Genomic DNA, 23925 nt, shown 5'->3' with positions numbered 1-23925 from the left:
GTGTTATTTTTCACTTTCTGTTTGATTGGAGTTTGTTACTTTAGCATCGAGTGGCTTAGAGTCTGTTGGTGCTGTTGAAGCTGTTTTTTCTTCAACAACCGCAGCCATCTTAGCAGCATACTCAGGATCAGGGTCTGACTCTTGAGTTTGCGAAGAACTAGCATGGGATTCCTTTACCGCTGCATCGTAGTTTTCTGTGATCTCTTTTGCTTTGTTCAACTCAGATTGGACGTCGTTGGTTGTTGCTTGATAACCACTTTGTAAAGACAAAGCAGCATGGCGCAAATCATCCATCGATTTTTTAAGTTCCGGAGAAAGCGTTTCCAAACCTGCTTTCTCTTCGACTTTTTTAAGAGTCTCTTGCAGTTCTTGCAATTTCAATTCTTGTGATAGTTCATTCTGGACATTAGTGGCCATAGAACGCATAGCACGAATCCAACCAGCAACAGTTCTCACTGCTACTGGTAGACGTTGAGGGCCCAATACCACAAGACCGATGATTGCAACTAGCAGTAGTTCACTAAAACCTATGTCAAACACGGTTTATCCCTGCTCTTTATTTTTGCTCTCAACTGGGCTGTCTTTTTTCTCAGCAGCCTGTTGTTCCGTGATATTTTTGGTTGCAAAATCAGCATCTTGCTTTTCTTGCTCTGCTTTTGCTTTTGCAGCTTCATCATCACTCATTGCTTTTTTAAAGCCTTTCAGTGACTCACCTAAATCGGAACCTAAAGAACGCAGTTTTTTGGTGCCGAAAATTAAAATAATAAGCAAAGCAATAATAATTAATTGCCAAGGGCTGCCGAAAGAAGCCATTGCAAATGTTGATTCCATTGTTAATACCTCTATAGTTTTGGGATCAATTGTAACTAACTCTATTATATACAACCAACGCTAAATACGGAAATGATCACAGCCTTATAAACTTGTCGCAAAACAAAGTCTACTTAATTATCCTCTCCTTTACACCAACCTACAAGCCACGACAATGCACCCACAGCCATAAATGCTGCTGCAATTCGAGTTAAGTCAGAAATAAAGAATAAGCTACCACAAAGAATGAAAGTTGCCCCAATTCCTAATAAATACTGTGATTTACGTTGTTTCGTGCGTTGATGCTTTAACTCTTGAGTAAGCTGATCAATATTAGACTGCAAGAATCGATGCTGTTTTAATGCCCCATAAATTAAATCGGGGATTTCTGGCATTTTTTCTGCCCAATAAGGCGCTTTCTCTTTTAACGCTTTAGTGATTGCAGGAAGCCCTACTTGGCTATGAATCCAATCTTCTAAGAATGGCTTTGCCGTTTTCCATAAATCCAGTTGTGGGTATAGCTGACGACCAAGCCCTTCAACATACAATAAGGTTTTTTGTAATAACACTAACTGTGGTTGAACTTCCATATTAAAGCGACGAGCGGTATTGAACAGGTTCAATAACACATGCCCAAATGAAATTTCCGCCAATGGTTTTTCAAAAATAGGTTCGCAAACAGTGCGAATGGCAAATTCAAAATCTTCAACGTTGGTATCTGCGGGAACCCAACCAGAATCGACATGCAGCTCAGCCACTTTACGGTAATCACGATTAAAGAAGGCAATAAAGTTTTCAGCTAAATAGCGTTTGTCTTCTTTATTGAGAGAACCCACAATTCCGCAGTCAATTCCTATATAGAGAGGGTCTTCAGGGTGTTCATAGCTAACAAAAATATTGCCGGGATGCATATCTGCATGAAAGAAACTGTCACGAAATACTTGGGTAAAGAAGACTTTTACGCCTCTTTCCGCCAACAATTTCATGTTGGTTCCCTGAGCTTCTAAAGCCGCAATATCGGAAACAGGAATACCATAAATACGCTCCATCACCATCACGTTTTCACGACAATAGTCTGGATAAACCTCGGGAATATACAGCATGGCGCTGTTTTCAAAATTACGACGAAGTTGAATTGCATTCGCGGATTCACGAAGTAAATTTAATTCATCAATTAACGTTTTTTCGTACTCACGAACAACTTCTTTTGGGCGTAAACGTCGTCCATCTGGAAGAAGTGGAACCCAATTAGCAATTCGGTACATCAACTTAATATCTGCTTTGATAACTGGCAGGATATCTGGGCGAATGACTTTTAAAACAACGTCTTTGCCATTCTCTTTTAATATGGCTGTATGCACTTGGGCAATAGATGCTGACGCCAAAGCTTGCTCATCAAAATTATCAAACCATTGTTCTAACGGTCCGCCAAGCGACTCCTCAATATAGCGACGCGCTAACTTACCGTCGAAACTTGCGACTTTATCTTGTAATAATGAAAGTTGATCGGCAATGGTAGGGGGAAATAAATCTCGGCGAGTCGAAAGCATTTGACCAAATTTGATCCAAACTGGCCCCAACTCCTGCAGCGCCAAACGTAGGCGCTCACCAAGATCTTTATCTTTGTGTTTATTTTTGATCCAAAAAAAACCTAATCGCCCAATTCTTAAAGGCAATGTCAGCTTAATTTTAGGAATCAGCTCATCTAGTCCATAAGAGAGAAAAACCCGAATAATGAAGTAAAGGCGTTTTATTTCACCGGGAGACATTCTTCTCCTCCAACTGATTGAGTCGCTGTTCTAATTGACTCATTGAATTTGAAACTTGCTCAACTTCATCGCTAAAGTGCACTAATTCCAGCTGGCTAGGCGCCATTTTCCACTCTTCCAGAATAATGTCTTTAACGTAAGTTTTTTGGCGGCTAACTAATCGGGAAGCAAGACACGCCCCTTTGCCCAATACTTTACTAATACCTTCTGCAGCAATATCACCAATATAAGGGGATAAATAGTGTGCTGGATTCCAGATCGCTAAATCCAATAATGACGACCAGTGCTGCACAATCTGCATATCGCCTTCAATCACAATATCACCGTGATTGATTAACTGTGAAAGCTGCTGCTTATCTTTCAGCTTAATCAAGGTAAATAGCGATGTTTTAATGGTGCAGTCTGCGGGTTCTTGCCATTCACTTAAAACATCAACATGATTTTCAGCAAAAACTAATGTTAGGGTTTTATTCAGCTCTTTGAGCTCAATTCCCATCACTTTACCCGCTAAACGCATTCTTGCTGGTTGTAGCACTTTTTCCTTGAACAACATATGGTTCAAGGATGTTTCCATGAATGCTGTCATTACGGAATACAAAACAGTATTGGGATTTTCAATATGCGCTGATGGTGCTTCCATCTTAGAATTTAAACCCTTTATGTAATGCAACAATACCGCCAGTCATATTGTCATAAGAGACTTGCTCGAAACCTGCATTTTCCATCATCCCTTTCAAGGTTTCTTGATTTGGGTGCATACGGATGGACTCAGCTAAGTAACGATAGCTCTCAGGGTCATTCACAATCGCTTGACCAATACGCGGTAGAATGTGGAATGAGTATGCATCATAAGCTTTATTCAAAGGTTCAATAACTGGCTTAGAGAACTCAAGCACTAATAGGCGTCCACCTGGTTTGAGAACGCGGAACATAGAACGCAGAGCTTTGTCTTTGTCTGTCACGTTACGTAAGCCAAACGAGATGGTAATACAATCAAAATAGTTATCAGGGAATGGTAACTCTTCCGCATTAGCTTGTACGTAATTAACATTACCGACAATGCCTAAATCACGCAGTTTTTCACGTCCCATTTTTAACATAGAGTCGTTGATATCTGCGAGAACCACTTCGCCTTTTTCACCAACAAGGCGAGAGAATTTTGCAGTGAGGTCACCCGTTCCACCCGCAAGGTCAAGCACGCGTTGATTACGACGCACACCACTCGCTTCGATTGTGAAACGTTTCCAAATGCGATGAATACCAAAAGACATTAAGTCATTCATCAGGTCATATTTAGAGGCTACAGAGTGAAAAACATTTGCTACGAGGCCAGCTTTTTCTTCTTTCTCTACAGTACGGAAACCAAAATCAATGGTTTCTTTTGTTGGTTCGGTCATTTCTATTATGCCTGTTAATCGTTCAAACTTTTTTGAGAAGTGTAACAGCCTTTGAGTGAAAACCCTATTATAACTCTAAGATTCCGCACAATTAGACTTGTCAGCCCGCTCTGCTAGCTGAGGGTCTATAGATTGCTTAACTTCCACGCCTAACTCTTTAAAACTTTCCGCCTGAGCTAGCAAATTACCTCGACCTTCAGCAAGACGCTTCATGGCTGATGAATATGTGTGATTTGCTTTTTCTAGGCTAGAACCTAATACCTGCATATCATCGATAAACAAACGCAGTTTATCGTACATTTTAGCGGCTCTATCGGCGATTTCTTGCGCATTTTGCTCTTGCCGTTCATATCGCCACAAATTATTAATGGTACGTACTGCCACCAACAATGTGGATGGACAGACCAACATGATATTCAGTTTTAATCCTTCATCAAGTAGCTCAGGAGCTTCTTTTAATGCTAATAAATATGCAGGCTCTATAGGGATAAACATGAGCACATAGTCCAAAGAGCGAACCCCTGGTAACTGATGATAATCTTTACGGCTTAACATCTTCATATGGTTTCGAATGGATGCCACATGCTCTTTGATACCTTGCTGCTGCTGTTCTGGGTCATCACTATTAAAGTAATGTTCATAAGCGACCAACGACATTTTTGCGTCAACAACGACATCTTTGCCTTCAGGAAGATGAATGATGACATCTGGCTGGTAGCGGCTATTATAGCCCGTATTGATACTGACTTGTGTTTCAAATTCACTACCGCGGCGTAAACCCGATACCTCTAAAATCCGAGTTAAAATGGTTTCGCCCCAATTCCCTTGAATTTTATTATCGCCCTTTAAAGCTCGTGTTAAGTTGACCGCTTCTTTGGTCATTTGATTATTCAGTTGCTGTAGCTGGCGAATCTCATAGGTTAGCGTATGACGCTCTTTTGCCTCTTCACCATAACTTTGTTGTACTTGTTGGCGAAACCCTTCAAGTTGTTCACGAAAAGGTGACAACATCGCCATTAAGTTTTTCTGATGTTGCTCAGAAGCACGCCGTTCGTTCTGCTCAAATATACGATTAGCTAAATTTTCAAACTGTGCCGTGAGGCGCTGCTCACTATTTTGCAAAATTCGCTGTTTCTCTTCGTTCGCCAGTTGAGCTTGTTCAAAGCGAGTCATCACCTCTCGCAGCTCAGCCTCTTGTTCACGGTTAATGTCCCGCTGTGTACGTAGCTCTTGGTCAAGCTTGTCGCATTCCTCTTTCCATTGAGCCAAATGTACATTTTTCTCATCGCTCGCGGCCAATTGACGGTATACCTCTTGTAGCTCTCGCTCTTTCCCCGCTATTTTTTGGACAATAGAAAACCAGACCGCTAAACCGCCGACCAAAATGCCACTTAAGGCGCCAATAATTGCATATAAAAGAGAGGTATCCACGAATCCATCCTTACTTTTTAAAATCTAGAGTAAGGTAATGGGATACTGTATAAGTGTCCAGAGGTAAATCTCCCCTATGGCGACTTTTTGCGAGCAGCTTCGCAGCTTATCCCATCCAACTAGCGAACCAACGTAAGCCAAGCGCTCCCGGTGCTAAAATGCCAAATGCCCAAATCATTGCGGATGCGAAGTTGGCAATTTGAAAATGGCGTTGGCGCATTTCACAAATTCCTGCGACAAGAGGAACGACCGCGCGCAAAGGTCCAAAAAACCGCCCAAAGAAAATCCCCCAAACACCCCATTTCTCAAAGAAACGATGACCTTTATCTATCATTTCAGGGTTACGAGAAATCGGCCACATTTCACGGACTTTTTCTTTATAGTGAAAACCAAACCAATAAGAGACCCAATCGCCAAAAAATGCGCCCAAGGCGGCGGCTAACCAAATCGGAAAGAAGGCGATTTCACTTTCACCAATCAACGCACCAAGTCCAAGTAAAATCACGGTTGCGGGGAGCAATAAAGAGAGAAAAGCGAGTGATTCGCCAAAAGCAAGAATGAAGACAATAGGGATCGCCCACACTTCGTGAGCACGAGTGAATTCCGTAATGGCAGTGACAATTTCATTGATGCTCAAGGGTTCGTTCCTAATTTTAATGAGTTGAATAACACTATTATAGTTATAGGAAGTAAATAAAGTTGCAACAAAACCCGCTCATTGCAACTTCAGTGTTTATTAGATTATTCGAGGAAGTAACTTTGTAGTACGCTGCGTTGAGCGTTACCTAAGCCAAAATCTTTTTCTAGCCATTTATCCACATCACCATAATTATTTTCTATGCTTTTCAATGCAGTCTGTAAGAATTCTTCACGTACAGAGAACACATACTCGAATTTTTTTACCACATTCTCGCTCATAGTTTTTGAAAATTCTTCCAGTAGGTGATTACGGAATGGCGCTAACGTTTCATTGGTTAATAGGTAATCGTCCATCACCGTATTAACATCCGCCCCCAGCGCAAATAGCACTAAAGCCGAGCCAATCCCAGTACGGTCTTTACCGACTGCACAGTGTTGCACAAGACCACCTTTTTCCGGTTGCTTCAACATGCTGACCAATTGATGATATGCCGCATTATTCAATGGAAGTAACTCGTAAAGGCGGAACATGAAAGCTTGAGGATCAAATTTTTCTAGCACTTCTGGTGTGAGTTTATCTAAATTCGCACTCACTTCTTTTGCCAAAGGGTTTGCTGGGGCATGCACATAATGAGCGCCACTCCACACCACATCAGGTTTATCCAAAATTTCAGCTTCATCGCGATAATCGATGATTTGGAAAAGGTTTTGTGACTGTAAGACTTTTTCATCATCTTGGGTTAAGCGGTCTAATGCACCTGAGCGAAATAAAACCCCAGGTTTAATTTTTCCGCCGTTGGATAGTTTTTTTCCACCTAAATCACGAAAGTTAATTCCACCGGTTAAAGGCAGTACAGAGGGGTGAAGGTAAGGTTTGGTTGACATACGTTTTCCCTTTTTAGCGCTGTCATTGCTCAAACTAAAAATAAACGAAATTATCAATTACTTGTAATTTGAGTAACTTAAGAGGCTTCTATTCATTGTTTTAAATGACAATAACAGATTCATCGATGAAGGGAATAAGAAAAACGCGAGAAAATAAATTTTGCGCTGATCAATTAGAGATACAAGAATATTTAAGATACATGGGTAGCATGATGATAACTGAACCCGTTTACCGAAAATCCACAACCGAGTGAAGTCAGTAAACGGGTCAGCTAATTAGGATTACAGCAGGCGACGAGCCGCTTCGACAACAATGCTCAGAACATTGCCTTCTGTTTTTTTCAGAAGCGCTTCATTTGGAATTTCTTGCTGAGTACGGTTAACGATAACGCCAGCAACCATACCTGCACGCAGACCTTGGCTTGCACACATAGTTAACAGCGTTGCAGATTCCATCTCATAGTTCATCACGCCCATATCCTGCCACTCTTTCATTGAGCCTCTGAAGTGGCGCATCACACGACCTGTATAGGTGTCGTAACGCTCTTGACCTGGGTAGAAAGTATCTGAAGATGCAGTAATACCAACATGAACAGTTGCACCCGCTTCTGTCGCCGCAGCATACAGCGCATTAGTACAAGTAAAGTCAGCAACCGCAGGGAATTCCAGCGGAGCAAAATGCTGACTTGCACCATCTAAACGCACTGCACCGGTAGTCACTAAAACATCACCTACATTGATGTTTTCTTGGATTGCACCTGTTGTACCGATACGCAAGAAAGTACGGATGCCTAGCTGAGCTAGCTCTTCAACTGCGATAGAGGTTGATGGACCACCAATACCTGTGGAGCAAACAATCACGGCTTTTCCATCAAGTTCACCACGCCATGAAGTGAATTCACGTAATGAAGCCAAATGCACAGGGTTATCCATCAGACGTGCAATTTTTTCAACACGGTTAGGATCCCCAGGAACAATAGCAACAGTTGCACCCTGTAAGTCACTCTTTTTTAAACCTAAGTGGAAAACGTCAGACATATCAAACTCCTTTACACAATGGCATCATTGAATTAGTACGTTATAGTCAATATAGCGCTTAGCTCGACTTAATTTAGTGACCAATATCGCTTTTAATAGAAACTGATTCACTTCATTTTCATTAAAATGAGATATATATCACAAATAAAGTCCGGTGACATTAAAGCTAATGATGAGATACACCCAGTATAGATGAATGTTTGCGATTATCGAAAAAAAGCGCCTGAATAGGCGCTTTGGATAGGCAGAAGATAAAAAATATTACAATATCAATGTGCTAGACTTACAGCACAACATCAAGGATCAAAACGCCAACCAACCCGATAGCCCACGCGATTGTTGTTGGGATAGACCAAACTATCATTTGCTGTTTAACGTCTTTAATCCCCATCATTCTGTTCACAACCCAATAAAGGCTGTCGTTAAAGTAACCGAAGAACAGAGAGCCCATTGTTGCTGCTTGAGCGGCAACTAATAAGTTGATATCAGGGATTTGGCTAATAATTGGCGCAGAAATCGATGCTGCGGTGATCATTGCAACCGTTCCTGATCCCTGAATTAAACGCACTAACGTGGCAATAATGAACGGTATTAGCACTGGCGTAATCGGTAAATTCGCAACGTGCTCCGCTAAAATTGTTCCCGTACCACTATCACGTAATACTGCACCTAATGCACCACCAGCCCCCGTGACCAGTAAGATAATCCCTGCCGCCTGCAATCCCTCTTCCATACGGTCAATGACTTCTTCTTTCGAGGCTTTTGGCATTAACGTATAGACTGAAATCAATACGCTAATTGAGAGTGCAATAATCGGGGCGCCTAAGAATTGGAATGATTGGAAGTACCAGTTATCATCCATGCCTTGGAAGGTGGCCGTTTTTAGCAATAATCCGTTGATAGCATTAATAAAAATCAACAAGATTGGCGTAATAATAGGTAACAATGATAAGAATAAGCTTGGTAATGGTTTATTCGCTTTTTCTTCCATGTAACGTGCATGCACTTCTTTTAGATCTTCGCTGCCCGTCTCATCTGGCATAAACTCAGGGTATTTGGTTCCTAGCCATTTGGCATAGAACACAATACCGATGACACATGGTACCGCGAGCGCCATACCCGCTAAAATCATCGCACCAACATCAACCCCAAAGATACCTGCGACACCTAAAGGACCCGGTGTTGGTGGTACAGTATGGTGAGTTACCACTAACCCACCCGCTAATGCGACCCCAAGCGTTAAGATGCTCCGTTTACCATTTTTGGCTAATGCCTTTGCCAACGGGTAAAGAATGACGAATGCCGAGTCCACAAAGATAGGAATACTGACAATATAGCCGGTGATTGCCAGTGCCCACTCTTCACGTTTTTTCCCTAACCATTTGATAAAGCTATAGGCTATTTGCTCAGCAGCACCTGAAACTTCCAGCACCCTTCCCATCATCACCCCGAGACCGATAACAATACCAATGCTACCGAGGGTCGAGCCAAAGCCCTTTGTGATCACCGTGACGGTTTCAGCCGCGGTTAGCCCACCGGATAACCCCGCAATTGCAGCGGCAATTAGCATGGCTAACAGTGCGTGAACACGCGTTCGTAATACTAAAAAGATAAGGACAAATATGGCCACCGCGAGGCCAATAATAGGAATATAGGACATTATTTAATCTCCTATTTTTTCGCGCTATGATGCTTAATAAATGAACGGATCGCATCGCTAAATGATCCATCAGCTCTAAAACCTAAATCCAGTGCACGGCGAATATCAAATTTACCTGGCCAACTTGCCACAATGCGATTAATCGCTTCATCCGGTTCAAAACGAATTAAATCAACGGCCTGTTGTCCTGCAACATCACGCAGTGCATCAATCATATCTTGCACTGTCACGGTGATCCCGGGCAGGTTCACGGTGCGTGAAAGACCAAATTTTTCCGCAGGAATCGACACTGCATGGATAAAGTTGTTGATGACCGTTTCTGGGCTAGATAACCATAGAGCCAGCGCTGGAGACACAGGACAAACACTCTCAATGCCATTAAGAGGCTCACGGATAATACCGCTAGCAAAAGAAGACGCTGCTTTATTCGGGACGCCAGGACGAATACTAATGGTTGGTAAGCGCATCACTCGACCATCGACATACCCTTTACGTGAATAATCGTTCACCATCAGTTCGCACATGGCTTTTTGAGCGCCATAAGAAGACTGAGGGTTTACCACGCAAAGGTCGGTGATTACATCAGGTAATTCACCACCAAATACCGCAAGGGAGCTGGTGAAAAGGAATTTGATGGCAGGGTTTTTAGCTCTAGCGGCTTCAAGTAATTGACGCGTCGCATCAAAATTTACTTTCATACCTAAATTGAAATCGCTTTCTGCGTGGCTACTCACAATCGCAGCGAGGTGAAAAACCACATCGGTTTGCGCATCAATCAATTTATCTGCGGCTTCTGGCTGAGTTAAATCTAACGCAACACAACTCACGCGAGAATCTTCAATTGGTGATGTAGGGCATTGAATATCCGCTAAAACGAGTTGGCTAAATTTTAATCCTTGGTTGTTTTTAAGCAAAGCAGCGGCTAGCTGCTGGCCCAGAAAACCTGCGCCACCAGTAATAATAACTTTCATTGTCATTCTCCTTGCTATAGCCCTGACGGGCTATGCATCACTCGGTAAGATGTTTTTTTATGTATTTATTAAATGAAGTTTTATATTTTTTTCGACTATCCGTTGCACGACATCAGGCGGTAAATGTTTATCACAAATGATGTCGTGCAATTGATCTAATGGGCAAACACGAAACATACCGTATTTACCGAATTTACTGCTGTCTGAAACCAGTACACATCGACGGGCTACATCCAATAAAGTTTGTTTTATTTGAACTTTTTCCTCATGAGGCGTGGACACACCATGTTGCAAGTCCCATGAGCTGGTGCTAATAAACGCGATATCCACATTCAGTGTTCGCAACATGGCTGCGGCTGTATTTCCCACACAAGAGTGATTGCGTTTATCAACCTGTCCACCAGTGTGATACAAATTCAGCTGCGATTTATTCATCAAATATTGCATGATAGAAAAATCATTGGTCACAATGGTGAGATTAAAACGCTCACCTAACACACGCGCGATTTCAAACGTGGTTGTTCCCGCATCGAGGTAAACCACCTGACCATCTTCAACCAGTGAGCTGGCAAATTGACCGATTTCGCGTTTGGTTTGATGATGCAGCCTCGCCTTCTCACTCCATGGTAGCTCTTGGCGTAACGCATCATTTAACCGAACTCCACCGCTAATTCCGACAACCTTCCCTTCCTCTTCCAACATGCGAATATCACGTCGAACCGTCATATGAGAGACATTCATTAAGCCAACTAAGTCATTGATAGACACAGTTTGGTGCTCATAGACATAGCGATAAATAAAATCACGACGTTCGGAAGGGATCATGCGGTTCTCCTAGGAATTAGCTTGCTTGAGCCAGCCTAAACCGTCTTCGGTGCGTCCGGCTGGGTGGTATTCACATCCCAGCCAGCCTTCATATCCCATTTCATCGAGTTGATTAAAAATCCATGGGTAATTGACTTCACCGCTATCAGGTTCATGGCGAAAAGGTACTGATGCTATCTGAATATGACTAAATTTACCCCAAAGACGCTCAATTGTTTTCAATAAGTCACCTTCCATAATCTGGCAGTGATACAAGTCCAATTGAATAAATACATTTTCGCGATTGATTTCAGGTAACAGCGCTTCAGCCTGCTTTTGGGTCGTTAAGAAATACCCCGGCATATCGCGGGTATTAATTGGCTCGATAAGCACACGAATTCCATGCTCCGCCATCACATCCGCAGCCTGTTGTATGTTCTTAATAAAACAGTTTTTTTGCTCTTCAAAAGTGAATTTTTCATCCACTTTACCTGCCATTGCATGCACTTGCTTACACCCAAGGGCTTTAGCGTATTTCAGCGCCGTTTGCACGCCTTGAGCAAATTCAGCTTCACGCCCAGGAAGAGATGCCATTCCTCGTTCGCCGGCACCCCAATTTCCTGCGGGCATATTAAATAGCGCTTGAGTGAGTTGATGTTTTTTCAATTCACCTGCAATAGCATCCGCATCTTCTTCGTAAGGAAAAAGATATTCAACCCCTTTAAACCCAGCTTGAGCAGCACGTTCAAAACGTTGAATAAATGGAACTTCGTTAAACATCATGCTGAGATTTGCTGCAAATTTAGCCATGTCTATCACCTCATTTCTGTGGGTAACGGCTTTCGAGCTCATGAACTTGCTCTGGCGTTAACGTTGTGAAGCCATGTGGACGTAATGTAATGTACAAGCGAGCGGTATCTTCTAATTCTTCCGCATTGAAAAATGCTTGTCTTAACGTTTTTCCACCGACAACCGGACCGTGGTTTGACAGTAAAATCGCATTATGATTTGGGGCTAATTTCGCGATTTCTTCACCGATTCGGTCATCACCTGGCGGTAAATATTCAATTAATGGTAATTTGCCCACGCGCATCACATAGTATGGTGTGATTGGGGGTAAGCAGTTCGCCGTATCTAAGTTCGGCAAACAAGATAATGCCGTTAACCAAGGTGAATGTAGGTGAACAACCGCTTGGCAATCAGCACGTTGTAAATACATTGCCATATGCATAGAAACTTCTTTTGTGGGTTTATCACCATCAATCCAGTTTCCTTGTGCATCGAGCTTACTCAGACGCTCAGGGTCTAAATCGCCAAAACTTGAGTTAGTCGGGGTGACAATAATGCAGCCATCCGCTAAACGAGCGCTAATGTTGCCAGCGCCGCCGCTACTGTAGCCACGGTTAAACATCGATTTTGCCCAATCCACCAACTCTTGGCGTAGCGCCTTTTCATTACTCATTAAACATCTCCTGTGCTAACTGGAAGAAATTCTCTTGACCGAAATTGCCTGATTTCAGTGCTAACCAGTTACCGCTTGTTAAATCCTGTACCCACGGCACACCCGGTGCGATAGGTGAACCAATACTTAATTGTTCTGTTCCAAGGCTCTGAACCACTTTCCCCGAGGTTTCTCCCCCCGCGATAATGAACGTGTTAAAGCCTTGGTCCTCCAATAAGGTCACCACTTGCCCAAACACATTTTCCACCGCCGTGCTCGATGATGCGGCGCCGTATTTTTCTTGTGTTTGTTTTAATAACTCCGGTGGCTGAGTGGCGTAAAGCAAAGGTGCCAAACCCGTCGTTTGCTGTGCTTGAACCCACGCAGCTAAGGCATTCGCATAGTCTGGATTATTGATACATTCACCGACATCTAACGCCTTACTTGGTGCCACTCGCTGGTAGTTCTGTACTTGTTTGTTGGTCATCTGTGAGCAACTACCTGATAAAATCACGGTTTTCCTGTCTTTTCCTGCCGGCTTAATCCCGCGACTTTCACTTTGCCCCCATGCCACTTGGCTATCTATATTTGCTAGTGCTGCACCCAACCCTGACCCACCTGTTAATAAAGGCAGTGATTGCGAAGCTTGGGCAATAGGCAACAGGTCATCCATGGTAAAACTATCGACGACGGCATAACTCACGCCTTGTTGACGCAACTGTGCTAACTGTTCAGCGACTGCCAAGCTCCCTTTCTGCACTGTTGCTAGATTAATCAACCCAGCCTTCCCTGTTGATTGTTTTTCCATGACTCGCAGCAAATTCGCATCAGTCATTGGCGTGACTGGATGGTGTTGCATGCCACTTTCATTCAGTAATTGACCGTTTACAAACAAGTGTCCATGAACCACAGTACGTCCATTGACTGGCAGTGCAGGGCAAACTAAGGATAAATCTGTACCCAACTGCTTCATCAACGCATCAGTGACAGGACCAATGTTGCCTTTTTCTGTTGAATCAAACGTTGAGCAATATTTAAAGAAAATTTGCTGGCATTGTGCTGATTCCTTCAACCAACGACATGCATTTAGCGAGGAGCTGACCGCTTCATCAACAGGGCAAGAGCGACTCTTTAAGCTCACCACAATGGCATCTACATCATGTGGAATTGGGGTATTTTCATTCGGCTCATTCAGTAATTGCACCACTTTCCAGCCGTTTTGTACCATAAAGCCTGCGATATCCGTCGCGCCGGTAAAATCATCAGCAATCACGCCTAATTTCACTGTCATACCTTTTTCTCCGGTAAGGTAATTCCTTTGAAGGTTTTAATCACCGCGCTATCATCCTGAGAGCCAAAACCTTCGTTGCTGGCTGAAATAAACATTTGGTGAGCGGTTGCGGCGAGTGGTAGTGGGAAATTCAGCGCTTTTCCGGTTTGCATCACCAAACCAAGATCTTTCACAAAAATATCCACTGACGATTTTGGTGTGTAGTCCCCATCAAGAACATGCTGCATACGATTTTCAAACATCCATGAATTTCCTGCGGCATGAGTCACAATGTCATACATCACATCCAAGTTGATTCCCGCTTTTGCCGCCAACGCCATACTTTCAGCAGCAACCGCGATATGAACACCCGCCAACAGCTGATGGATAGTTTTCACGGTAGACCCTAGTCCAACCTCATCTCCCACTCGATATAAGCGTTCAGAAATTGCGTCAAATACAGGAGCAAGTTGAGTAAATAGTTCAGAAGAACCCGATGCCATTACCGTTAGCTTGCCTTCCGCTGCTTTAATCGCACCGCCAGAAATCGGTGCATCCACCAATGGAAGTTGATACTCGACAAGACGCTTTTCAATCTGCTTCGTTTGCTCTGCCGCCAATGTGCTGTGTAACACAATGATGGTATTTGGGCGAAGCTGCTCTACCAGTGGTTTTTCGCCACCAAACAAAATCCCTTCAACTTGCATTCCATTGACGACGACCATCAACACTGCATCCAACTCGTGGGCGTACTGCGCTGCATTTTTCCCTGTTGCTTGCGCGCCATATTTAAGTAGCGCGTCACACGCTTGAGGATTTAAATCAAATCCATAGGTTGGGATATTTTTTCTTATTAGTGATTGCGCGATCCCCATTCCCATCGAACCCAGACCAATAACGCCAACATGGTTAACGATATTTTTCATCTAGCCCCCTGATGTTGTCAGTTCTAACAATATTGTGAATTCTGGTGAATATTGTGAATTTTCACACAATCAAATTCACAAACACATGACTACCATCACACTAAAGAGAATATAAAATTTAACCAAATTTCATTTATTATACTGAAATTTAACAAGATAATAATTTCACACCGCCTTCTACTCCTTCACAAGAAAGTGTGATAAAAATTGTGAGCATTCTGATGCATTTCTAGTCAGTGTATTTTGGTGAGTATTTAATTCCCACTATTCCTTCTAATTTTGATTGACCTGTTGAGTAAATTCCCCAAAATAGCCGCCTATTATTTTTTGTAAAATGTTCCATACTTGGTATTGAACACATTAATTACGTTATCGAGGAGTCAAAAATGGGTCTGTTTGATCAAATGTTAAGCATGGTTGCTGGTGATAAACTGCAACAGTTTCAATCCGTTATTGATTGGGTTGAAAAGCAAGGCGGGCTCGCTGGTGTCGTCGATAAATTTAACACTGAAGGCTTAGGCGGGATTGTTTCATCTTGGATTTCAGAAGGTGAAAATTTGCCAGTAGATGCTAGCCAGTTAATGCAAGTCTTTGGTGACTCAGGGATCCAAGAACTCGCTCAACGTGTCGGCTTAGATCCACAACAAGCAACAGATATGGTTGCCAAGTACCTACCCACTTTAGTTGATAGTGCGACTCCGAACGGTGAATTACCTGAAAATATTGATTTAGCGTCAATTGGTATGAATTTACTGAAACAAAAACTGTTTGGCTAAGTTCCGCTTGTGACAAGAAAGACTAATGAAAAAGCCCACTCATTCGTGGGCTTTTTACTCAGTTAGCGTTGATACTCATTACGCAGTTTTTTCGCGGCTTCCACCATATTAGCTAATGCTTGGCGAGTCTCCTCCCAACCTCGGGTTTTTAAACCACAATCTGGATTGACCCATAAACGCTCGGCAGGCACCCGCTGCGCAGCCTTGCGCAGCAACGCCACAATCCATTCAACATTCGGCACGTTCGGTGAGTGAATATCATAAACACCTGGACCAATCTCATTAGGGTAATCAAAATCTTCAAACGCATCGAGTAAATCCATATCTGAGCGCGATGTTTCAATAGTGATCACATCTGCATCCAATGCGGCAATAGAATCCATGATATCGTTAAACTCGCAATAACACATATGGGTGTGGATCTGAGTCTCATCTTCCGCGATAGCAGCACTCAGTTTAAAGGCATCCACCGCCCACGTGAGATATGCTTTCCATTCATTACGGCGTAGCGGTAAGCCTTCACGCAATGCTGGCTCATCGATTTGAATGATGCCAATGCCCGCCTTTTGTAAGTCATCCACTTCATCACGCAGCGCTAACGCAATCTGCTTCGCGATAGTTTCACGGCTCACATCTTCACGCGGGAATGACCAACATAGTATTGTCACCGGACCTGTCAGCATTCCTTTCACCGGTTTATCCGTCAACGACTGTGCATACTTCGCCCACTCCACGGTAATAGCTTCTGGGCGGCTAATATCACCAATGATCACAGGTGGCTTCACGCAGCGAGAACCGTAACTCTGTACCCAACCATTTTGCGTAAAGATATAGCCATCAAAGTGTTCACCGAAGTATTCCACCATGTCATTTCGCTCAGCTTCACCATGCACGAGGACGTCAATATCCAGTAGCTCCTGCTCCTTGATAGCTTGTTTGATGTGCTCACTGATACTGGTACGGTAATTCAGTTGATCCACATTGCCTTTTTTGAAATCAAGACGCAAAGAACGAATTTCACTGGTTTGCGGGAAAGAGCCAATTGTCGTAGTTGGCCACAACGGTAGATTAAAACGTTGGCGCTGAAGTTCAGCACGCTCTACATAAGGACGAGTACGCTCGGTATCTTTCGCGTTAATTGCCGCTAAGCGCTGAGCGACCTGCGTATTATTGACTCGAGAAGAGGTGCGACGAGCACGAATAGGCGAACTATAGGTTTCTAGCGCTGCGATGTTTTCTGCCGTTGGTTGATTGAGTGTTTTCGTCAATAACGCCAGTTCTTCACATTTTTGCAGTGCAAACGCAAACCAGCTTTTCACTTCGGCATCCAAACGCGTTTCATCATTTAAATCAATTGGGCTATGCAGTAACGAGCAAGATGAACCGACCCAAAGAGTACGCTCCCCTAGCAGCGGTTTCACCCGTTGGAATTTCTCGCCTAAATCCCCTTTCCATACGTTACGCCCATTAATTAACCCTAACGAAAGCACCCAGTCCTTAGGAAGTGCTTGATGCAGTGCCGCGATATCATCCTTGCCCGCAACCAAATCCACATGTAGTCCTTGCACTGGCAGTTGTTTAATCACATCCAAGTGATGGCTAATACCGTCAAAATAGGTGGTTAATAGTAAATTCGTTTTCCCTGTGAGGGCTTGATAAGCCTCTTGGTAGGCTTGCTGCCATTTGATAGGTAAGTCTAATACCAGTGCAGGTTCATCAATTTGCACCCATTCCACACCTTTTTCAGCGAGTCGAGAAAGTATCTCTTGGTATGCGGGGAGTAAATCCTTCAGTAAAGATAATCGGTCGAATGTCGGTCCTTTCACTTTCCCTAGCCATAGGTAGGTAATCGGTCCAATCACCACTGGCTTCACTTTATGCCCAAGCTTCAACGCTTCATCCACTTCATCAAACAGCTGATTCCACGACAATTTGAACTGTTGCCCTTGCTGGAATTCCGGCACGATATAGTGATAGTTAGTATTAAACCATTTTGTCATTTCCCCTGCTGCAGCAGGCTTGCCCGTAGGGGCACGACCGCGAGCCACACGAAATAAAGTATCTAAATCAACAGTGCCATCTTCATTTTGATGACGCGGAGGAACGTTACCGAGTAATAAACTGGTCGTTAATACTTGGTCATACCATGCGAAGTCGCCGACTGGCAGCAGGTCTATCCCTGCATTTTTTTGTTGTTCCCAATGGCGAACACGCAGTTGGTAGCCCGTCTCAAGAAGTGCAGTTTGGTCAATCTTGCCTGCCCAATAATCTTCTTGTGCACGTTTTAGTTCTCTTTTCAGACCGACACGCGGAAACCCAAGTGTATGATTTATAACAGACATATTGACCCCTTAAAATATTTAGCCGTCTAGATGTTTACACATCTATAATCAACAGGTACTGTATAAAGCACAAGCGCAAATTATTCATCGTCAACTTGAAGGTTTCTCATGATCGAATTAAAACACTTAAAAACGTTGCAGGCGCTCAGCCAATACGGATCATTAGCTGCCACTGCGACGCACCTGCATCAGACTCAGTCTGCGCTATCTCACCAATTCAGTGATTTAGAGCATCGCTTAGGCTACAAACTGTTTGTACGTAAAACCCAACCTGTGCATTTTACGCCTCAGGGCGAAGTGTTGCTTCAACTCGCACAACGCATTTTACCGATGGTCAAAGATGCGATTCGCGTCTGTAATGAGCCAACCGTAAGCACTTTGCGTATTGCTATTGAATGCCACAGCTGTATCCAGTGGCTAACGCCGGCTTTACAACAGTTCAGACAGACATGGCCGCAAGTGACTGTTGATTTTAAATCTGGCGTGACGTTTGATCCGCAACCTGAATTGCTCTCACGAGAACTAGATATCGTCATGACTTCGGATATTCTTGCGGAGCAAAACTTACATTACACCCCTATGTTTGATTATGAGGTGAAGCTGGTGGTGGCAAATGACCATCCGTTAGCACAAAAGCCGTTGATTGAACCCCATGATCTCGCCAAAGAGACGCTGCTGATTTACCCAGTCCAACGCCAACGCTTTGATATCTGGCGTCATTTCTTGCAGCCTGCGGGAGTTTCACCCAACATTAAAACCGTCGACAATACATTAATTTTAATTCAGATGGTGGCGGCCAAAATGGGTATTGCGGCATTGCCTCACTGGGCAGTCGATTCCTTTGAAAAACAAGGTTTGATTAAGACAAAAACATTAGGGAATGGGCTATGGAGCCGACTGTACGCTGCATGTCGTGAAGGAGAACAGCGTCAGCCAGCCATTGAAACATTTACCAATACAGCTACTGATCACGCGGTAGAGAATTTGTCTTATGTGAAGCCGGTTCAAGGATCCAGCGCTTATGCACCCACAGAGAAGCAATTATCAGACTCGATCCCATGGTAAAGCTGATCCAATTAGGGTGTTGCTGCCAAATTGCAAAGTTAACCAACAACCCTGCTGGAACCATCATGTTATTCATAATAGCAAGGGTTCCGGCATCCACCTTCGTTGCCCCATAGTTCCACATAAAGTAACCAATACCCGACGCAACCATGCCTAACCACAATAAAACAATCCATTGGGCTTGGCTTGTCGGCACCATCGCCTTATTACCAAACAGCAGCCATCCCACCAACGAAATCAGGGTCGCTCCAATATAAAACCACGAAAAAGCTTGGTGTTGAGGAATAGGATGCACTTCCATTAAACGCTTATAACCAACTTGCCCAAGGGCAAAGAAGATGTTGGCAAGCTGAACAAACATCAATCCAACCCAGAATGACTCACTTAAATGATCATAACGAATAATGGCAGCGCCAATCACAGCGAGAATAGAGCTAAATAAGTAGCCTATACGTAGACGCTGGCGCTCTAAAAAGTCGTAAATCAGTGTGACGTAGAGAGGAGTTAATACCGTAAATAGCAAAAACTCAGCCACGCTCAGGTATTTATAGGCTTGGAAAACAAAGTAATACATGATCCCCAGCTGGCAAGCACCCACCAGCATGTACAACAAGATCACTTTGGCGCTGAAATTACGCCAGCGAAGGAAAGGAAGGAATACCAAGGCGGCCAAACTCACACGAATCAGAACAGATAACCAGCTATCCACCTGCCCTGCAAGGTATTCCCCCATTAAACTAAAAGACGCTGCCCACAGCAGCGTCGTAATCACGAGTAACCACATTGCTATCCACTCTTAAGCACGATTGTCTATCAAACAAGAATGCCCGTAGAATACTCGGTTTTTCGTTTTAATGCTCTTTTTCGATCAGCACGGCTTCCAATAAATCCAGATCCACCAGCAAGCTCTGCAAGGTTTCATTGCTAATTTTACGTGTAGCACGTAAATGATATAGCTCACCACGCTCTGCACGTAGTGCTGTCAACCGGAAACGTCGCTCGAGATTTTCAATCTGCAAGTTATGCTCCATTTCGTCTTGATCCGCCGTCCGGCGACGTAAATGACCAATGACCCTTGTCGCAACTTCATTGATATCTTCGGAATCTAATTGCTCCTCAACATCTGCAGACAAACGCTCCTGCATTTTATTCAAGCTAACAATTGCCACTTCAGCCATGGCCGCTTTCGCCATGCGAATCTCGTTAATATCCGCCTCTTTATCCCCGACTTGGAAATTACGCAGTAGAAGCGGTAGAGCCACCACCCCTGCAAAAATAGAGAATAAAATGACCCCTGCGGCAATAAAGACAAGCTGATACCTTGCTGGGAATGGCGAACCATCCGTTAAAAAGAGCGGCACAGAGAGCACACCAGCTAAAGTAATAGCTCCGCGAACCCCCGCGAAAGAAGCTAGCCACAGCTCACGCACAGTATAATTTGCAAATTGAAGCGGACGCTTTTTCAGGAAGAGGCGGCTAAATCTTTTCATCAGCCACAACCAACAGAAACGTAAAATCAGTAAGGCGAAATAGATGATAACGACTGCGGTAAATAGCATCCACGTTTCAACGCTTGGATCGAGTTCCGCTTGAACGACCGACGTTTCCCAGATGCCCGGTAGTTGCAGACCCAGCATAATGAACACTAAACCGTTAAAGACGAACTCTAACATCGACCAGACGCTGTCCGCACGCAGGCGCATTGCTAAAGGTGCATTGCGAATAACACCGGATTTAGTGATAGTCATACCCGCCGCCACCGCGGCTAAAATACCGGAGAAACCGATATGTTCTGCAATCATGTATGATGCAAATGGCAGCAACAACATAAATACGATCTGTGTTGCAGGATCATCACCACTCCAACGGCTCATCAAACGTAGAGATTTACTGTATAGCCAAGTGACGGCAACACCGGCTAACAAGCCGCCCACTGCCACTTTAATAAATTCAATGGTAACCTCAGAGACACTGAAGACCATGGTTCCCATCGCAATGGCGACGGCAAATTTTAACGCGACCAGACCTGAAGCATCATTCATCAATGCTTCACCCTCTAGAACGCTCATCATACGCTTAGGAATGCGCCCTTTACCCACAATAGAGGACAACGCCACCGCATCCGTTGGGGATAATACCGCCGCCAGAGCAAAGGCCGCAATAAGTGGAATACCGGGCATTAGCCAGTAAATCAGATACCCAATCCCGACGACTGTCACCAAGACGAGCACCAACACCAGAATAAAAATTTCTCTTCCATTCTGGAAAAATTCACGGGTTGGCGTTTTCCAGCCATCGACGAATAACAGAGGGGGGATCAACAGAACCATAAATAGTTCAGGATCAAAAGAGACATGCAATCCAAATTGAGGCCACGCCAACAATGCACCGATAGCTATCTGAATAAGAGGAAGGGGAATACGGATGGGGATGACTTTCGTCACCACTCCAGAAACTGAAACAGCCAAAATCAAAATAAGAATAGTAAAGAAAATTTCCATGTTGCCCTTACTTATTGACTAATGCATACCCTAAATATCGCAGCTTAAAGTATAACGGGATAACCCAAAATTTGCCTGCCGCCGCATAGTAAGAGATAGCACCGTCCAGACCATGAGATTTTCAGTCAAGGCAGTCACTCATTGAAAATAGGCATTTTCACTTCATTTTCCGCCTTACCACTATTCTATCCTTAACAGGCTATCTGACGGGAAAATAATTTTAACTTTAGAATTAATCGCAACAATCCGTTAAAGGGCGACAATGGATGCCGCCCTATCATGAGAATTACCTTTAGATAGCTAGGTCGGCAGCATAAAACGCTACCAGTAGAACCGCGATAACGACGCTACCTAGGTTTAGCTTACGCCACTCACCCGCACAGATACGCCCAATAACCAGTGATGCAAAACCTAACATAATACCGGTAACGATATTACAGGTTAATACGATGAACACCGCACACAGTAGACCTGACATCGAATCCACAAAATCATCGAAATCCAATTTCGAGACATTGCTCAGCATCAACAGACCCACATACATTAGCGCTGGCGCTGTTGCATACGCAGGAACCAGATAAGATAACGGTGATAAGAACAAGATAAATAAGAATAAAATACCGACAACCACCGCGGTTAAGCCTGTACGACCACCCGCAGCAGTTCCTGCTGCTGATTCAATATACACGGCAGCTGGGGATGCACCGATTGCCCCTGCAAAAATACTGCTCACTGAGTCAGCGGTTAATGCCTTTCCACCATCGATAATTTGGCCGTCTTTATCCAGCAAGTTAGCTTGTCCTGCCACAGCACGAATCGTACCTGTCGCATCGAAAACCGCTGTCATGACTAACGCCAGAACACTTGGTAGAACCGCAGCTTGCAGAGCCCCCATGATGTCCATGTTAAACATTAGAGCCAAACCATCTTCCCCCAATGAAGGCAGCTTAAAGAAACCTTGATACTTCACCGCAGGATCGAAAATTAACCCAATAATTGAGATAGCGATAATCACCAGTAATACCCCACCCGGCACACGGCGTTTTTCTAACCCAAAAATTACCGCTAATCCAATCAGGGACATTAAAACTGGGAATGACGTAAATTCACCCAATGCCACAGGTAAGCCAGCATTTGGGTTTTTCACTACTAAGCCAACACCGGTAGCGGCAATAAGTAATAAAAATAGACCAATACCAATACCGGTCCCGTGCGCCACACCCATTGGCATATTACGTAAAATCCAACTGCGGATCCCAGTGATCGAGATAATGGTGAATAAACACCCCATTAGGAACACGGCCCCGAGTGCAACTGGGATACTGATATGTTGCCCTAATACTAAGCTAAATGCCGTAAATGCGGTGAGTGAGATGGCGCAGCCAATTGCCATCGGTAGATTCGCCCACAGCCCCATTAATAATGAACCGAAGCCAGCCACTAAACAGGTTGCAATAAACACAGCAGTAGGAGGAAACCCCGCCTGCCCTAGCATACCTGGCACCACGATGACAGAATAAACCATCGCTAAGAATGTGGTTAATCCCGCAATGATTTCGCGGCGTACTGATGAGCCACGCGCTGTGATCTTAAAATATGAATCCAATTTGCAATTGGATGAAGCCTGTTGGCCTGCCATGGTATACCTCTGCTATTAATTTTAGAAAATTCTATGTCACTATTTTTACTAAGCAATTTTTTAATTTTGCCCAAATGCTTAGCGAACATTGTCTCAGCTTTAAATCCACGTAAACGATTACTTTTTTGAAAACACTCACTGAACCGAGATATCTATCAAGGCAAAATTATTCTCTAGGAACAGTACGCAATCGTTTGGCTTTTAGAGCAAAGTGAGGCAAATTGTGAAGAGCGTAATTATCGTTCGAAAGGGGGGAATTGATCAAGTGTTTTATGCCTGCCTATTTTTCAACCTGACAAATGCAAAAAATATCAAAAATGAGCTGTATCTTTGCGATTATCCAGAATAGTTAAGTTTATTCACCTTTATATACCTTTCGTTTAAAGACAAATTTAAAAGTATTGATAAACTATTTAATAATAATTTTTTATTATTTATAAAAATCATCTTTTTATAAAAGCATTTATTTCCAACACTGATTAAATAATTAATTTACTCAGTGATTGTTTTTATAAAAATATTTTCAATATAACATTTAAATATTCTCTATAAATACCATGT

At 43.5% G+C, this 23925-nt stretch carries 22 protein-coding genes; 2 read left to right on the top strand and 20 right to left on the bottom strand.

Features of this window, described 5'->3' with window-relative positions; translation table 11 throughout:
* Positions 1 to 3: 3 nt before the first annotated feature.
* The 16 genes from tatB to ltnD form a co-directional block, all read right to left on the bottom strand.
* Positions 4 to 540 carry a Sec-independent protein translocase protein TatB gene (gene tatB / locus PR766_RS14455; protein ID WP_006658342.1) on the bottom strand — a complete coding sequence of 179 codons (537 nt, stop codon included), beginning with the start codon at positions 538 to 540 and terminating at the stop codon, positions 4 to 6.
* A gap of 3 nt (positions 541 to 543) precedes the next feature.
* Positions 544 to 831, bottom strand: coding sequence for a twin-arginine translocase TatA/TatE family subunit (gene tatA, locus PR766_RS14450; RefSeq protein ID WP_006658341.1), 288 nt, complete (start codon positions 829 to 831; stop codon positions 544 to 546).
* Between the two features lie 113 nt (positions 832 to 944).
* Positions 945 to 2579 carry a ubiquinone biosynthesis regulatory protein kinase UbiB gene (ubiB, locus tag PR766_RS14445; RefSeq protein ID WP_036959773.1) on the bottom strand — a complete coding sequence of 545 codons (1635 nt, stop codon included), beginning with the start codon at positions 2577 to 2579 and terminating at the stop codon, positions 945 to 947.
* Positions 2566 to 3219: a ubiquinone biosynthesis accessory factor UbiJ gene (locus PR766_RS14440; RefSeq protein ID WP_006658339.1), complete on the bottom strand. Its 654-nt coding sequence runs from the start codon at positions 3217 to 3219 to the stop codon at positions 2566 to 2568. The genes ubiB and PR766_RS14440 overlap by 14 nt, the downstream gene beginning before the upstream one ends.
* 1 nt (position 3220) lies before the next feature.
* Positions 3221 to 3976, bottom strand: a complete 756-nt coding sequence (gene ubiE / locus PR766_RS14435; RefSeq protein WP_006658338.1) for a bifunctional demethylmenaquinone methyltransferase/2-methoxy-6-polyprenyl-1,4-benzoquinol methylase UbiE — start codon at positions 3974 to 3976, stop codon at positions 3221 to 3223.
* Between the two features lie 75 nt (positions 3977 to 4051).
* Positions 4052 to 5407, bottom strand: coding sequence for a DNA recombination protein RmuC (gene rmuC, locus PR766_RS14430; protein WP_051489796.1), 1356 nt, complete (start codon positions 5405 to 5407; stop codon positions 4052 to 4054).
* A 106-nt stretch (positions 5408 to 5513) separates the two neighbouring features.
* The gene (locus PR766_RS14425; RefSeq protein WP_006663285.1) at positions 5514 to 6044 is read right to left on the bottom strand and encodes a DedA family protein; all 531 of its coding nucleotides are present in this window, start codon (positions 6042 to 6044) and stop codon (positions 5514 to 5516) included.
* 104 nt (positions 6045 to 6148) lie between these two features.
* Positions 6149 to 6931: a tyrosine-protein phosphatase gene (locus PR766_RS14420; protein WP_154635940.1), complete on the bottom strand. Its 783-nt coding sequence runs from the start codon at positions 6929 to 6931 to the stop codon at positions 6149 to 6151.
* 282 nt (positions 6932 to 7213) lie between these two features.
* Positions 7214 to 7969 carry a uridine phosphorylase gene (gene udp / locus PR766_RS14415; RefSeq protein ID WP_006658334.1) on the bottom strand — a complete coding sequence of 252 codons (756 nt, stop codon included), beginning with the start codon at positions 7967 to 7969 and terminating at the stop codon, positions 7214 to 7216.
* A gap of 283 nt (positions 7970 to 8252) precedes the next feature.
* On the bottom strand, positions 8253 to 9629 hold the full coding sequence (locus PR766_RS14410; protein ID WP_006658333.1) for a GntP family permease: 1377 nt from the start codon (positions 9627 to 9629) through the stop codon (positions 8253 to 8255).
* 11 nt (positions 9630 to 9640) lie between these two features.
* Positions 9641 to 10600: a D-erythronate dehydrogenase gene (denD, locus tag PR766_RS14405; protein WP_036974016.1), complete on the bottom strand. Its 960-nt coding sequence runs from the start codon at positions 10598 to 10600 to the stop codon at positions 9641 to 9643.
* Positions 10601 to 10657: 57 nt separating this feature from the next.
* The gene (locus PR766_RS14400; RefSeq protein WP_006658331.1) at positions 10658 to 11425 is read right to left on the bottom strand and encodes a DeoR/GlpR family DNA-binding transcription regulator; all 768 of its coding nucleotides are present in this window, start codon (positions 11423 to 11425) and stop codon (positions 10658 to 10660) included.
* 9 nt (positions 11426 to 11434) lie between these two features.
* A complete protein-coding gene (gene otnI, locus PR766_RS14395) occupies positions 11435 to 12214 on the bottom strand; it encodes a 2-oxo-tetronate isomerase (RefSeq protein WP_006658330.1) in 780 nt (259 codons plus the stop codon).
* Between the two features lie 10 nt (positions 12215 to 12224).
* The gene (otnC, locus tag PR766_RS14390; protein ID WP_006658329.1) at positions 12225 to 12866 is read right to left on the bottom strand and encodes a 3-oxo-tetronate 4-phosphate decarboxylase; all 642 of its coding nucleotides are present in this window, start codon (positions 12864 to 12866) and stop codon (positions 12225 to 12227) included.
* The gene (otnK, locus tag PR766_RS14385) at positions 12859 to 14136 is read right to left on the bottom strand and encodes a 3-oxo-tetronate kinase (protein WP_006663289.1); all 1278 of its coding nucleotides are present in this window, start codon (positions 14134 to 14136) and stop codon (positions 12859 to 12861) included. Before otnK ends, otnC begins: the two co-directional genes overlap by 8 nt.
* A complete protein-coding gene (ltnD, locus tag PR766_RS14380) occupies positions 14133 to 15041 on the bottom strand; it encodes an L-threonate dehydrogenase (RefSeq protein WP_006663290.1) in 909 nt (302 codons plus the stop codon). The genes otnK and ltnD overlap by 4 nt, the downstream gene beginning before the upstream one ends.
* 386 nt (positions 15042 to 15427) lie before the next feature.
* Between ltnD and PR766_RS14375 the strand changes: the two genes are divergently transcribed.
* Positions 15428 to 15817, top strand: coding sequence for a YidB family protein (locus PR766_RS14375; protein WP_006663291.1), 390 nt, complete (start codon positions 15428 to 15430; stop codon positions 15815 to 15817).
* 62 nt (positions 15818 to 15879) lie between these two features.
* Here PR766_RS14375 and metE read toward each other — a convergent pair whose 3' ends face one another.
* Positions 15880 to 18159 carry a 5-methyltetrahydropteroyltriglutamate--homocysteine S-methyltransferase gene (gene metE, locus PR766_RS14370; RefSeq protein ID WP_006663292.1) on the bottom strand — a complete coding sequence of 760 codons (2280 nt, stop codon included), beginning with the start codon at positions 18157 to 18159 and terminating at the stop codon, positions 15880 to 15882.
* A 108-nt stretch (positions 18160 to 18267) separates the two neighbouring features.
* Here metE and metR point away from each other — a divergent pair, with 108 nt between their 5' ends.
* Positions 18268 to 19224, top strand: coding sequence for an HTH-type transcriptional regulator MetR (gene metR, locus PR766_RS14365; RefSeq protein ID WP_006658323.1), 957 nt, complete (start codon positions 18268 to 18270; stop codon positions 19222 to 19224).
* Here metR and PR766_RS14360 read toward each other — a convergent pair.
* The 3 genes from PR766_RS14360 to PR766_RS14350 form a co-directional block, all read right to left on the bottom strand.
* Positions 19121 to 20008 carry a carboxylate/amino acid/amine transporter gene (locus PR766_RS14360; protein WP_006663293.1) on the bottom strand — a complete coding sequence of 296 codons (888 nt, stop codon included), beginning with the start codon at positions 20006 to 20008 and terminating at the stop codon, positions 19121 to 19123. The two genes, metR and PR766_RS14360, sit on opposite strands and share 104 nt — an antisense overlap.
* 67 nt (positions 20009 to 20075) lie before the next feature.
* Positions 20076 to 21725, bottom strand: a complete 1650-nt coding sequence (locus PR766_RS14355; RefSeq protein ID WP_006658322.1) for a Na+/H+ antiporter — start codon at positions 21723 to 21725, stop codon at positions 20076 to 20078.
* 292 nt (positions 21726 to 22017) lie between these two features.
* A complete protein-coding gene (locus PR766_RS14350; RefSeq protein WP_006658320.1) occupies positions 22018 to 23364 on the bottom strand; it encodes an NCS2 family permease in 1347 nt (448 codons plus the stop codon).
* Between the last annotated feature and the right edge of the window lie 561 nt (positions 23365 to 23925).

Source organism: Providencia sp. PROV208 (assembly GCF_028479465.1).
Lineage (GTDB): Bacteria > Pseudomonadota > Gammaproteobacteria > Enterobacterales > Enterobacteriaceae > Providencia > Providencia alcalifaciens.
The sequence above is the reverse complement of the archived record's forward strand: the minus strand, read 5'-3'. Positions and strand labels throughout refer to the sequence as shown.